Source organism: Archaeoglobus neptunius, assembly GCF_016757965.1.
GTDB classification, from domain to species: Archaea; Halobacteriota; Archaeoglobi; order Archaeoglobales; family Archaeoglobaceae; genus Archaeoglobus; species Archaeoglobus neptunius.
Genome location: NZ_JAEKIW010000006.1, coordinates 17,294 through 29,843, shown reverse-complemented (window position 1 = coordinate 29,843; position 12,550 = coordinate 17,294). Strand labels below are relative to the sequence as shown.

Genomic DNA, 12,550 nt, shown 5'->3' with positions numbered 1-12,550 from the left:
AGATTAAAAAAGTTTTATCAAAATTCTTATAATCTCCTGACCAACTATTTTTATGGAGTTTTACAGTGAGTCAAGACTGAACAACTGGATTCGAAAAATCGAGGAAACCGAGATTAAAGAAGACGATCCAGATACATTCTCGGTATTCGACCAGATGCTGGAAGATATGATAATTGCCTGTTTCAATCTCGTCAGGGCCGTTAAAGAGCGAGAAATCAAGAAAGCAGATGCTCTGAGGGAAATAGACAAAATAACCGGGATCCTCTCAAACCATGATTTTGGGGATGAACTGAAAAATGAGCTCTACCAGTTCACACTGGAGAGCATTAGGGCTGCACTGCTCTCGTTCAGGTATTACTTTGAGGGGAAGTTCAGCAGAAAGGATTTTGCCTCTCTGGTAAAGGATGCACTGGCAGGCGAAAAGAAGGGAAACCTAGAAGCCTCTCTTGATGCGGTTGCGAGGATAGGGGCAAAGGTAATTAAGGGTGAACAGCTCCCGGAACTTGATCTACCGGAGGATAGCGAGGTTCTGATATGGCTTGACGGGGTAGATGCGATAAATTCGGTAATGGAATTGAGCAAGATAGATGTATCTACCGAGTGAGGTCGTAAGGGCCGCAAAGAGCAGTAATGAATATGAGCTTTACAAGGCCCTGCTTCTCAATTTTGGCAGGAGAGGCGAGAAGGCTTTTGAGTACGTGAGGGAGGGGAGGGTTAAGAAGTACAGGGACTTTTTTGTGGTGGTTGGTAAGGAAGAGTACATTGTTGAGGAAAACTCCTGCACATGCCCTGATTTTCTGGTTAATCTTAAAGGGTTAAAGCCGTGCTCCCACATAATTGCCGTTGAAGTTGCCAAAATTATAAAGAGTTACGATGAAATTGACACGTTTTATGTTGATTTTGTGGATGATATTCTGAAGAGAAAGAAATATTAGATTCTGTTTAACTTTCTGCATGGCCGTTCTATCGAAGGATGAGATCAGGAGAAGGATCGTGGAAGAAGGGCTGATCAGGGATTATGTGGATCTTGAAACGCAGTTGCAGCCCAACGGCTTTGACTGTACATTGAAGGCTGTGGCAAAGCTGAGGGGTTGTGGCAGGGTTGATTTCGATAACAGCAGAAGGGAACTTCCAGACTTAGAGGAGATAAAGTTCGGAGATTGGGTTTATCTTCCAAAAGGGGTTTACAGAGCGTATCTTAACGAGGTGGTGAAGATCGGAAGGGATTTGATGGCCATAGCACGGCCGAGATCAACCTTGGTGAGATGCGGGGCAAACGTTCTGACAGCCGTCTGGGATGCCGGATATGAGGGCAGGAGTGAGGTGGGAATTGTGGTTTACAACGAAGCAGGAATATGGCTTTCGAGAAACGCCAGAATCGTTCAGCTCGTGTTTATTAGGCTTACATCCGAAACTGAGGAGTACCGGGGAATTTATAAGGGAGAAAACATTTGACTCCCCAGCAAAAAATATTTAATATTTTTGCAACGTAGATTGATTTGTGTTGCTGGCAGAAGTGTTTGGTTTGTTTGCCGTGAAAAGTGTTTTTGGGAAATCTCCCGTAGTTGTTCTTAGAACGGAGGATGGTAGGATTTTGCCGATATACATTGGAATAGCCGAAGCTCTTTCGATATATTATGCTCTTCAAGGAGACATTCCTCCCAGACCCATGACTCATGACCTGATGGTGGATGTTATAGGAAAGCTGAATGCCAAGGTCGAGAAGATAGTAATTGATGATCTGATAGACAACACCTTTTACGCCAGGCTTGTTCTGAAGCAGGATGATAAGACAATAGAGGTTGATGCAAGACCGAGTGACAGCATTGCCATCGCACTTCGGCTATCCTGCCCGATATTTGTTGAGGAAGAGGTTATGGACGAGGCAGGAAACGATGAGCTTCCACCAGAGTTTATGGACTTCAGTGAGAGTTTTGGATTTTGAAATAAAGAATTTTCATCGTCATAAGCAACTCGTTACCATAAAAAAACTGCCATAAATTGCCTCTGACCACAACTTTTTTTGTGAAATTGACCTTTCTGGCAAGTTTCTTTCCAACCCTGGTCTGAGGGACGGCACCGAAAATAAGAGGGTCTATCTGGGATTTTCCCCTGAATACTACAGCACTGTCGTCCATTTTGACCTTTTTGATATTGCTAACCGTAAAGCCCATTCTCAGTACCTCATCACCTTTTCTGAATAGGATCATTATTGCTGGATTTCCCTTAACTTCTGAAATAATCCAGAAATCCTCTGAGATCGATTTCAGGTCTTTCAGGCTGAGCTTACCCCTGTTGATGTACCTCCAGTTGAAAAATCTTGCAATGACCTTTGCAAATCTTCTTGTTTTTCTCCCGGGCCTTCTTGAGGTGGTTATAAGGTACATCTGACGAATTCCCCCTCTATAAGTCCGATAAGGGTTTCTCCAGACTTTTTGGGGATTATTACACCCTCTGCTTCTTCTGGAGATACAATCCTTCTGACAGAAATTATCTCAAATCCGTGCAGGATCACATCAAGGAACTCGCCCTCAACAACGGTTTCACACGTTTTGTTGAAGAAATTGGCCGGCATCAGGTTGTATGCCCGGCTTTCGAACCACCCAACTTCTTCTCCAAAAATGATTTCCTGAAGACTTTTGCTGAAAAAGTGCCACCCCTCCTCAACAAGAAGCTGTCTAGGAAACGCTGTGAAGTAGGTTACTATTTCCTCCACGTTTTCCTTCTCATGAATCCAGGTGCAGTTTTTACAGCTCCACACATATCTGCCTGACGAAGACACTACCAGTTCACCACCAAGCTGGTAGATCAGACAGGGGTAAAATGGACAGAAGCAGATGGAGCAGTCCTGGCCGTCAAAGTGACATGGGTAGTAGTTGCACTCCAGTGCGGGACCTGCAAAATCTTCCATAGCTGCGAAAAGGTCTATCAGGGATCGTTCCCGTGGATTCATTTCACCACCTTCGCCACCATCTCCCCAACCTTAACTCCAATGTCCTTGGCGACCGGATGGCATTTGGCAGTCAGAAGGAATGCTATCGGTCTGAATTCCGAATTTGAGAGACATTCGTAATTTGCCATCCCTTTTGCGACTATTATATCTGCCTCTTCCAGACGATCTAACGTTCTTTTGGGTAGTTCTTCCCTGATTATCCCGATGGCACCCTTTCCATTCGTCAGAATTTCGTCGGCAATTTTATCGACCCCAGCAAGTTTCGCATCCTCTATTGTGGCATCACTGATTATCGGCCTTCCTCTCACAACGACGGTGAGTCTTGATGATCTTTTTTTGATTTCTTTCATAAGAAGGGTGTCGAAAAATATTTCTCCTGCGTTGTCGGTGAGATAGACAACTTTACCGCTGCAGAAATCCTCCAGTTTTTCAACATCGTCCACCGCAAGACCCTCTTCAAGCTTTTTTGTCAGAAACTCATGGAAGTTCATCTCAACAACCCTGTGCCCGCTAACCCCGTAGTCAAAGTTGTTTCCAATTATCGATATGATGACGGCAGTTTTAAAAGGGTTATCTGACTCTCTTACAGTTTTCTCCGCAACATGGAGAACTTCCTTTGCAACCCTGTTGGCTCTGTTTTTTACCTGAGCGTATGGGTCTTCAACACCGAGTATTTCGTACACCTCTCTGTGTATTCTGGTTGCAAGGTGAGCGTTCACGGGACGTTTCGAAAAATTTTTCGAAAGGATTTTCAGGGAGTTGTCAACACATTTTGAAATCAATTCGTCATCGTCAGTCACAAGCCTGGCTTCGAAATATACTCTGCTGAGCAGGCATGATGGGCAGAGTGGGGAAATTTTCATACATTCCCATACTCACGGCGATTATTAATTTTACCATCTGAACTCAGTCTTAACTGTGTTGGATCCATCGGAACGATAATTTCTCCATCCGATCCCTTCAGCATCACACCCTTGCCTTCCTCGTACATTTTGACCGTTAATGCGGCGATAATCGCATCAGCTTCATCGTGTGAGACGGCATCAATCTCAACCCATCTCGAAAGAGAGCCAAGAATTTCCATTAGCCCTTCCTTTTTCCGTTTCTTGGCTCTGGGAGCTATGTTCAGAATCACTCTTGTTGCATAGGGGTATACTTCATAAACTCTGATCCCAATATTTCTAAGTTCTTCGGCAATTTCCATCCCTCTAATGGCGATTTTCCTGAAAAATGGAGCACCGGAGGGAAAGAGCCGGATTCCCATCTTTAGCAGCAGTTTTTCGCACTCTCTGAAGGACCCTCTGCTTGGAAAACTCAGTGGAGCATCTATCCCCGCGGCCATGATATTGTCTAACCTGAGTTCCTCAAAAAGGCCGGAAAATTCTAATCTGTCAGAAATAACAGCAGCATGACATCTCTTAAGTCCAACATCGATCCCGCAGTACACATTAGATTTTAGGTAACAGGTTGTATTTATTCCTTCACCGAAAGCTTCTCGGAATGAGCCCTTGAATCATCATGCTGTCTGCGATAGTCAGGGCAACCATTGCCTCAACCACAGGAACAGCTCTTGGGACTATGCATGGGTCATGTCTGCCCCTAACGCTTATCTCAACCTCTTCCATACTTCCATAGTCAACTGTTTTCTGCTTTCTGGATATGGAGGGAGTCGGTTTTATGGCAGCCCTTATAACGATATCCTCTCCGTTGGATATCCCGCCAAGAATTCCACCAGCATTGTTCGTTTTGAACTTAATTTTTCCATCCTTTAATCCGATTTCATCATTGCTCTCACTTCCCTTCATTTTTGCAAGTTTGAAACCCGATCCAATCTCGACACCCTTCACTGCAGGGATTCCCATCACAGCATATGCAAGATAGGCATCGAGTTTACCGAAAACCGGTTCTCCGATTCCCGGAGGTACATTTCTCGCAACTACCTCCACGATACCTCCAACACTGTCACCCTCGCTTATTGCCTGCTTCAGTTTTTTCTCAGCCTCCACCTCTGCACTTCTGTCGGGCATTCTCAGCGGACTCTTCTCGGCAATTTCGAATGCCTTTTCGACATCATCAATTTCACAGCCTACACCTGCAATTTCCCGTGCATAACCGAGAATTTTTATCCCGTACCTGTTTAACAGCAGCTTTGCCAGAGCACCTGCGGCAACCCTGCCAGCCGTCTCTCTTGCGGAAGCCCTTCCGCCACCCCTCCAGTCCCGAATACCAAATTTTGCATGATATGTGAAATCGGCATGTCCCGGCCTGAAGACAGTTTTCAGCTCCTCATACGGCCTGGAGTCAACATCCCTGTTCCAGATCACCATGGATATCGGGGTTCCGAGTGTAACATCATCGAGCACCCCCGACAGTATCTCCACTTCATCCACCTCTTTCCTTTTGGACGCAAACTTACCGCCAGGCCTCCTCCTTTCCATTTCCCTTCGGATAAATTCTTTATCTATCTTAAAACCTGCAGGAAAACCATCGATCACACAGCCTACAGCCTTACCGTGACTCTCACCCCATGTTGTGACTCTGAGCAAAGTACCAAATACGTTCATCTTATCCCAACCTACGAAGCTTTTTCAGTATATGTGGACATGGTATTTTTCAGAAAGGGAGCATATAAAGCTTCTCAACCCATTCCAACTCTTTCAACGTATCTTCCCCTCTCTTCTATTTCTTTTGCCCTCTCTATAACCTCTATGTTGCCTCCAGCCTCGATATAACCGTTTATGAAAGAGTCTCTGAGCTTTTCCCAGTTTTCAAAGCTTGCTTTCAGTGATTCGAAATATACGTGAACATCAACGCCCATCGGCTCCACTTTGCTGTCGTAAAATGCAAGACCAAAATCGACAAAGTATATCCTGCCTCCGTACAGAATGAGATTCATGGGGGTTATATCGCCATGGATTATTCCGGCTTTGTGAAGTCTGGCCGTGCATTTTCCGATTTCCATGCTCACCTCTTCGCTCATGCAGTCCTTCACAGGCGTACCTTTTATCCTCTCCATCACTATGGTGTCATTATCCACATCCAGAATAATGGGTGTTGGAACGCCCGATCTCCGAGCACTGGAAATTATCTTTGCCTCATTCCTTGTCCTCCGAAATCTCAGCTCTCTGTCAAGCTCCTCTATCCTGTATTTTTTGGCCTTCCTCTTTTTTATCACAACATCTTCCAGAATTCTGACCTCCGCCTCTCCTCCGAGGTAAACCTTCACGTCAGGAGATAGGCAACCCCCGAAAATAAATGTTGCTAAATCCATTCGGGTTTCAGGAAGAAATCCGGAAGAAAAGGCATTTCTGCCATACCGATTCTAAATACGTTCAGTATTCCAAGGAGCTGGCCTTCTCTAACTTCTCCGTCTATTAATGGAAGAAAGACGACTTTATCAACCACCCTTTCCTCTTCGACTCTTTTCAGACCATTCACGACCACGTCCACTATACTTCCGCATGCGTGCCACATCGTATTGAGCGGGTATGTTATTGTATACCCTGGCAGTCTGATGGGTTCGATTGAAATGAACTCCGCAATCCCTTTTTTCAGCTTTCTGTCCTCCTTTGCTATTACCGCTTCCCAGTATGCGGTATCTTTTCTCCTGAATACCAGAGGTTCTGTGGTGGTGGTAATTCTGACAATACCCTTTCCGACTCTGTAGACAATCTGGGCCTCACTCTTTTCCTCTTCAGGTATTTCAAGAGCATCTGAACCAACAAAATATACATTAATGATACCGATAATATCTCCCTCCTCAACAACACCATCGCTGGTTGGTAGAAATACCGCCTGGCTAATCGTTTTTCTGTTTTCCACCCTTGAAGGTTTTCCAAGCTCCACAATGTCTATCAGAGATCCATATGCATTGAAAAGAATTCCGAGAGGTGTAACAACGGTATTTGGTGGCAGTTCAATTTCTTCAACAGGAATTCTTACCACTTCCCCCCTTCTGACAGCTATTTTATCTTTTGCAATTATAGGTTTCCACATCCCGACGTGAGTTCTGGTATAATCTGTAAATTCGGCCTCTATTTCCTCTCTGTATATGTTGCTGTCATCCCTCCATGTGAGAAAAGTTCTTATCCTCTCGCCTGTAATTTCCGGTTTTGGAGGTTTTAAATGTATCAATCTGGAGAGCAATCCCGTTCTGACGAAGAATATCTTTAACACGCCAATTAAATCGCCCCTTTTAATTTCTCCACTTTCAACCGGAAGAAAGAATACGTTATTTATGCATTTTTCATCCTCAACTCTGCCAGGAATCCCGCACTCAATAACATCAACAACTGAACCAAGCGCGTGCCTCATGATGTGCAGCGGTCCCACTATTGTGTTTTCTGGCGTTTCAATGAGTTTTATCTTCACAATTGTAGGCTCCCCCCTTTCTACTGTCACATCTTCGTCTGCAATGAGGGCCTTAAGCTGTGTTACTGGAGCCATTCTGTATCCCACTGGTTTGAGTTCGGTTTCCAGCTCGTCAATCCTGCTCCCGATTCCGTTAACCCAGTACGATATTTTTGCCCTCAAGCACTCTCAAATAAACAATTAATCTTATAAATTTTTCTGGAAAATTTCAAGAAGTTCGGGATTTCGAATACGGCTTAATTTCGATACATTTATTAACTTCTCTTCAAGCTGGGTGGATGAAAGAGGGGTCAGGTGTTAGCTATGGCTGGCGAGATACTTGTTATAGGAGGCGGAATTGCTGGTTTAACTGCTGCTATTGAAGCTGCTGAAACCGGCTATGATGTAATTCTTGTGGAAAAGAACCCGTATCTTGGAGGCAGAGTTTCTCAGCTAAACAAGTACTTTCCAAAGCTCTGTCCACCTTTCTGCGGGCTGGAAATTCTGTTCAAAAGGATGAAGAGCACACCGAAACTGAAGTACTTCACCAGTGCAGAGGTACTGGAAATATCTGGCGAGGAGGGGAACTTCTTTGTAAAGGTCAGGCTGAAACCGAGATACGTGAACGATAACTGCACGGCATGTGGTGCATGCAGGGATGTGTGTCCTGTTGAGGTGCCTGACGACTACAACTTTGGCCTGAAAACGAAAAAAGCCATCGATATTCCGACGATTATGGCAATGCCCTTTAAGTATTACATTGATGACAGGTACTGCGACAAGTGTGGGGAGTGCGTTTCTGCCTGCAAATACAATGCCATTGATCTCAATGAAGAGGAGAAGATCATAGATCTTAATGTTTCGTCAATCGTAGTAGCCACCGGCTGGAAGCCCTACGATGCAACCAAACTCGACAATCTGGGTTATGGAAAATTCAAAAACGTCATCACCAACATGGAAATGGAAAGACTCGCATCACTCAACGGTCCAACAGGTGGAAAAATACAGACTATGGATGGCAGGCCCATTGAAACAATAGCCTTTGTTCAGTGTGCCGGAAGCAGGGATGAAAACCACCTGCCATACTGCTCAGCAATTTGCTGTCTCGCAAGTTTGAAGCAGGCAACGTACGTCAGAGAGCAGTATCCCGATGCAAAGATATACATCTTCTACATAGACATCAGGGCCTTTGGCAGGTATGAGGACTTCTTTACCAAAGTCAAGGCCGACGAGAACATTGAGTTGATCAAGGGGAAGGTGGCGAAGGTTGAGGAGGCAGATGGCAGGCTTGTGGTTACAGCAGAAGATACCCTTACCGGAGTAAAGACCAAGAGAGAAGTGGACATGGTTGTACTTGCCACCGGAATGCAGCCTGCGATAGATCCAATTCCCGGAATAGATCTTGACGAATATGGATTTGTTAAACCAAAACCGGGGATATTCCCTGCAGGGGTAGCGGCGATGCCCATGGAGGTTGCCTCAGCAAATGAAAGCGCAACGGCAGCGGCTCTGAAGGCAATACAGCTCGCTAGGAGGTGAAATAATGGAGAAAGTGGGTGTGTATATCTGCACGGGTTGTGATATTGATAAACTCGATATCGATAGACTGAAGAATGTTGCAAAAGAGGAATTTGGCATTGAGGCAAAGGTTCATCCTCATCTGTGCTCAAAAGAAGGAGTTGAATTGATTGAGACTGATCTCTCAGAGCTGGATGCGGTTGTTATAGCTGCATGTTCACCACGTGTAAAAACCGGGGTCTTTGCATTTGATGGCAAATATGTGGAGAGGGCAAATCTGAGAGAGGGAGTGGTATGGAGCCATGAAATTGATGAGCATGCACAGGAACTTGCTGAAGATTATATCAGAATTGCGATAACCAAAGCACAGAAAGCGGAGAAACCGGAACCGTACATAGAGGAAGTTTCCAAGGATATACTTGTTGTTGGAGGGGGGGTTACCGGATTAACCGCCGCTCTCGAAATTGCAAAGGCAGGATACAAAGCATATCTGGTTGAGAAGGAGCCAGAACTTGGTGGATGGGTTGCCAGATACTACAAAACCCTCCCCACAACTCCACCGTTCCTTCAAACAGAAGAGCCGGTTGTTTTCAGACTAATTGATGAGGTCAAAAGCAACGAGAACATCGAGGTTTACACCTCGGCCACGATCGAATCAATCAGCGGTCAGCCGGGAATGTTTGATGTTATCCTTGATCAGGATGGTAACAAGGTAGAGTTCAGAGCGGGTGGTATTGTTGTTGCCACCGGCTGGAAACCCTACGATGCAACAAATCTTGAAGAGCTCGGTTACGGTAAGTACGCCGATGTGGTGACGAATCTGGAATTTGAGGAAATGGCAAAAAATGGTAAGATCCTGAGAAAGTCTGATGGAAGAGAAGCAAAGAATGTGGTGTTCATTCAGTGTGCCGGACAGAGGGACGAAAACCACCTGCCATACTGCTCTTCGGTATGCTGTCTTGTGAGCTTGAAACAGGCAAAATACGTCAGAGAACTTTCAGATGGAAATGCGTTCATAATTTACAAGGATATGAGAACTCCGGGGCTTTGGGAAGACTTCTACAAGGAAATGCAGCAGGATGATGGCATATTTCTGACCAAGGGTGAAATTAAGGATATCAGGGAGGAAGGAGGAAAGATCGTTGTCGAGGTTACGAACACCCTGCTTGGAGAGGATGTGGCTATAAAAGCGGATCTGGTCGTTCTCGCAACTGGGATGGTATCAACTCTCAGGGGGCTGTACACGGTAAAGGAGGAGTTCCCGGATGAAAAGACTGTGCCCTACAAGCACATTGCCGAACCACATTCGATAAAGAGCGAAGAGGATGTCGAGGTTCTGAAACAGGTCGGCCATATACTGAACCTGCAGTACAGGCAGGGCCCGGAACTTCCGACGCTCAAGTACGGATTTCCGGACTCAAATTACATCTGCTTCCCGTATGAGAGCAGAAGACTTGGAATTTACGCTGCTGGAGCCGTAAGAGCGCCAATGGAAATAGCATCGTGCATTGATGATGCCAAAGGTGCGGCTTTGAAGGCCATTCAGGCCGTAGAGCTGGTTGCAGAGGGTAAGACGACGTTTCCAAGAACAGGTGATATAGACTTTCCAAACTTCTTCCTGCAGCGCTGTACGCAGTGTAAGAGGTGTACCGAGGAATGTCCATTTGGTGCCCTTGATGAGGATGAAAAGGGTACCCCAATGCCAAACCCGCTCAGATGCAGAAGGTGTGGTATATGCTTTGGTGCCTGTCCGGAAAGGATCATCAGCTTCAAGACTTACAGCATTGATCAGATGGCATCGGCGGTTAAGTCGATCTATGTGCCTGATCCCAACTGGGACGAGGGGGCAGAGGACAAGTTCCGCTTTGTAGTGTTCGCCTGTGAAAATGACGCATTGCCGGCACTTGACATGGCCGCATTGAACGGGGTGAAGTACAGTCCGCTGGCAAGAGTGATACCGGTAAGATGTCTCGGATCGGTGAATACCGTGTTCATAGCGGATGCCCTTTCGAAGGGAATTGACGGAATTCTGCTTATCGGGTGCAAGTATGGGGAAGACTACCAGTGCCACTTTATCAGAGGGAGTGAGCTTGCCAACAGGAGAATGGAGAACGTCTCCGAGACTCTGGAGAGGTTGATGCTCGAGAAAGAAAGAGTACAGGTCGTGGAAATATCTATAAACGAGTGGGACAAAGTTCCAGAAATAATCGACAATTTCGTCAAGCAGATCATGGAAATTGGTGCGAACCCGTATAAAGGGTTCTGAGGTGGAGTATGGAGGTCGATGCGCAGTTTGTTAGGGATGTGGTAGGATTTGGAGGTAAAACGCTTAGAAAGTGCTATCAGTGTGCCACCTGCAGCGTCATCTGTCCGCAGAGTCCTGAAGAAAATCCGTTTCCCAGAAAAGAGATGATCTGGGCTCAGTGGGGGTTGAAAGAGAAACTGATCGGGGATGCAGACCTGTGGCTCTGTCATCAGTGCAACGATTGTAGTGAGTACTGCCCAAGAGGTGCGAAGCCAGGAGAGGTTCTTGGGGCGGTAAGGGCAAAGGTCATTCAGGAGCTTGCATTCCCATCCTTTTTTGCGAAGATTCTGCTAAGGCCTTATGGTCTGGTTGTTTACCTTGCAATACCCGTAATTTTGACACTGATATACATGGCACTTGTCAATCCACAGGTTCCGGAAGGAGAGATAGTTATAGGCAACTTCATTCCCCAGCTTCACGTTGAGCTTGCAGGTTTTGCCGTGGGAGGATGGGCACTTCTGGTTGCAGCGATAGGGGCGTATCGGTTCTGGAATGCTGTGAACTCAGATGTCTCAAAGATTTACGAGTACAGGCTAGGGGAAAATGCAGAACTTGAGGTGGTGCGGGCGAGCCCCAGGTTCATCGAATGCTTGTTCTGGTCGGTTATTGACGTTCTGAAACATTCACGGTTCGCCGAGTGTGGAACTTCCAGATATCGCTTTTTTGCACATTTCATGATTTTCTGGGGGTTCATCATTCTTGGCATTGCAACGCTGGGAGACATTGTTTATATTTATGGATTTGGCGTCGAGGAACTTGCATTACCGCTCTCCGATCCGGTGAAGATTCTCGGCAATCTCGGTGCGATCCTGCTGATTTTTGGTTCGGGCTGGGTTATAGTTGCAAGGTTTGCCAATGAAAAGGTGGGGTATGGAACGTACTTTGACTGGATCTTTCTCTCAACAATCTTCGCTGTAGGCCTGACAGGAGTTGGAGTTGAGGCGCTTAGATATGCAGGGAGCACTGCGGCGTACTACATGTACTTGGTGCATCTTGTTCTGGTCTTCTCACTCGTTGCATATGCACCATACTCCAAATTTGCCCACTGGGTTTACAGAACACTTGCCTACACATGGGCGAAAAGTGTTGGCAGAGAACCACAAAAATAAACATATACTCTCAATCTTTTTTATGGAAGTAGCGGAAATCCGGAAGGCCATCAGGAAGAAGTACTATTCTGTGGACTCAAAAAGTGGACCGCTTTTCCTACTGGCAGTGCTCTTTGAAGAGGTGGGGGAGCTCGCAGAGGCAGTGAGGAAGGGTGAAAAGAAGATGGTGATGGAAGAGCTTGTGGATGTTATGTTTATGGTTTTAAGTATAGCGAACCTCTTTGATGTGGACATTGAGGAAAGGCTCGTTGAGAAATATCTGAAAGGAGATCCAAGCCAGAGGTGGGACCTCCCGGACTTGTAGATCTGCAAGAA

At 45.9% G+C, this 12,550-nt stretch carries 15 protein-coding genes; 8 read left to right on the top strand and 7 right to left on the bottom strand.

All coding sequences use genetic code 11. The annotated features are described in order from the left end of the window. The first annotated feature begins 52 nt into the window (after window positions 1–52). From JFQ59_RS05465 to JFQ59_RS05450, 4 genes are read left to right on the top strand one after another with little or no spacing between them, the layout of a single operon-like run. A complete protein-coding gene (locus JFQ59_RS05465; RefSeq protein WP_202319413.1) occupies window positions 53–604 on the top strand; it encodes a DUF2150 family protein in 552 nt (183 codons plus the stop codon). After that, window positions 588–935: an SWIM zinc finger family protein gene (locus JFQ59_RS05460; protein WP_202319412.1), complete on the top strand. Its 348-nt coding sequence runs from the start codon at window positions 588–590 to the stop codon at window positions 933–935. The genes JFQ59_RS05465 and JFQ59_RS05460 overlap by 17 nt, the downstream gene beginning before the upstream one ends. Window positions 936–954: 19 nt before the next feature. Continuing rightward, a complete protein-coding gene (locus tag JFQ59_RS05455) occupies window positions 955–1,455 on the top strand; it encodes a deoxyuridine 5'-triphosphate nucleotidohydrolase (RefSeq protein WP_202319411.1) in 501 nt (166 codons plus the stop codon). Window positions 1,456–1,501: 46 nt separating this feature from the next. Beyond that, window positions 1,502–1,945: a bifunctional nuclease family protein gene (locus JFQ59_RS05450; RefSeq protein ID WP_202319410.1), complete on the top strand. Its 444-nt coding sequence runs from the start codon at window positions 1,502–1,504 to the stop codon at window positions 1,943–1,945. Here the strand turns inward: JFQ59_RS05450 and JFQ59_RS05445 are convergent. The 7 genes from JFQ59_RS05445 to JFQ59_RS05415 all read right to left on the bottom strand — a co-directional run bounded on the left by JFQ59_RS05445 (window position 1,923) and on the right by JFQ59_RS05415 (window position 7,486). Continuing rightward, window positions 1,923–2,387: a Brix domain-containing protein gene (locus tag JFQ59_RS05445; protein WP_202319409.1), complete on the bottom strand. Its 465-nt coding sequence runs from the start codon at window positions 2,385–2,387 to the stop codon at window positions 1,923–1,925. The two genes, JFQ59_RS05450 and JFQ59_RS05445, sit on opposite strands and share 23 nt — an antisense overlap. After that, a complete protein-coding gene (locus tag JFQ59_RS05440; protein WP_202319408.1) occupies window positions 2,375–2,953 on the bottom strand; it encodes a cysteine-rich small domain-containing protein in 579 nt (192 codons plus the stop codon). The genes JFQ59_RS05445 and JFQ59_RS05440 overlap by 13 nt, the downstream gene beginning before the upstream one ends. Further along, on the bottom strand, window positions 2,950–3,816 hold the full coding sequence (locus JFQ59_RS05435; RefSeq protein WP_202319407.1) for a damage-control phosphatase: 867 nt from the start codon (window positions 3,814–3,816) through the stop codon (window positions 2,950–2,952). The genes JFQ59_RS05440 and JFQ59_RS05435 overlap by 4 nt, the downstream gene beginning before the upstream one ends. Beyond that, window positions 3,813–4,400 carry a DUF429 domain-containing protein gene (locus JFQ59_RS05430; RefSeq protein WP_202319406.1) on the bottom strand — a complete coding sequence of 196 codons (588 nt, stop codon included), beginning with the start codon at window positions 4,398–4,400 and terminating at the stop codon, window positions 3,813–3,815. Before JFQ59_RS05430 ends, JFQ59_RS05435 begins: the two co-directional genes overlap by 4 nt. Window positions 4,401–4,434: 34 nt before the next feature. Next, complete coding sequence (gene aroC / locus JFQ59_RS05425; protein WP_202319405.1) at window positions 4,435–5,517, bottom strand: chorismate synthase; 1,083 nt, start codon at window positions 5,515–5,517, stop codon at window positions 4,435–4,437. Between the two features lie 74 nt (window positions 5,518–5,591). Further along, the gene (locus JFQ59_RS05420) at window positions 5,592–6,179 is read right to left on the bottom strand and encodes a Kae1-associated kinase Bud32 (protein ID WP_202319404.1); all 588 of its coding nucleotides are present in this window, start codon (window positions 6,177–6,179) and stop codon (window positions 5,592–5,594) included. Between the two features lie 35 nt (window positions 6,180–6,214). Continuing rightward, window positions 6,215–7,486, bottom strand: a complete 1,272-nt coding sequence (locus JFQ59_RS05415) for a DUF22 domain-containing protein (RefSeq protein WP_202319403.1) — start codon at window positions 7,484–7,486, stop codon at window positions 6,215–6,217. A gap of 141 nt (window positions 7,487–7,627) precedes the next feature. Between JFQ59_RS05415 and JFQ59_RS05410 the strand changes: the two genes are divergently transcribed. The 4 genes from JFQ59_RS05410 to JFQ59_RS05395 are packed head-to-tail and all read left to right on the top strand — an operon-like array spanning window position 7,628 to window position 12,539. Next, on the top strand, window positions 7,628–8,842 hold the full coding sequence (locus tag JFQ59_RS05410; RefSeq protein ID WP_202319402.1) for a CoB--CoM heterodisulfide reductase iron-sulfur subunit A family protein: 1,215 nt from the start codon (window positions 7,628–7,630) through the stop codon (window positions 8,840–8,842). A 4-nt stretch (window positions 8,843–8,846) separates the two neighbouring features. After that, window positions 8,847–11,087, top strand: coding sequence for an FAD-dependent oxidoreductase (locus JFQ59_RS05405; RefSeq protein ID WP_202319401.1), 2,241 nt, complete (start codon window positions 8,847–8,849; stop codon window positions 11,085–11,087). Between the two features lie 8 nt (window positions 11,088–11,095). Then, complete coding sequence (gene qmoC, locus JFQ59_RS05400; RefSeq protein ID WP_202319400.1) at window positions 11,096–12,235, top strand: quinone-interacting membrane-bound oxidoreductase complex subunit QmoC; 1,140 nt, start codon at window positions 11,096–11,098, stop codon at window positions 12,233–12,235. A 22-nt stretch (window positions 12,236–12,257) separates the two neighbouring features. After that, window positions 12,258–12,539, top strand: a complete 282-nt coding sequence (locus JFQ59_RS05395; RefSeq protein ID WP_202319399.1) for a MazG nucleotide pyrophosphohydrolase domain-containing protein — start codon at window positions 12,258–12,260, stop codon at window positions 12,537–12,539. The last annotated feature ends 11 nt before the right edge of the window (window positions 12,540–12,550 follow it).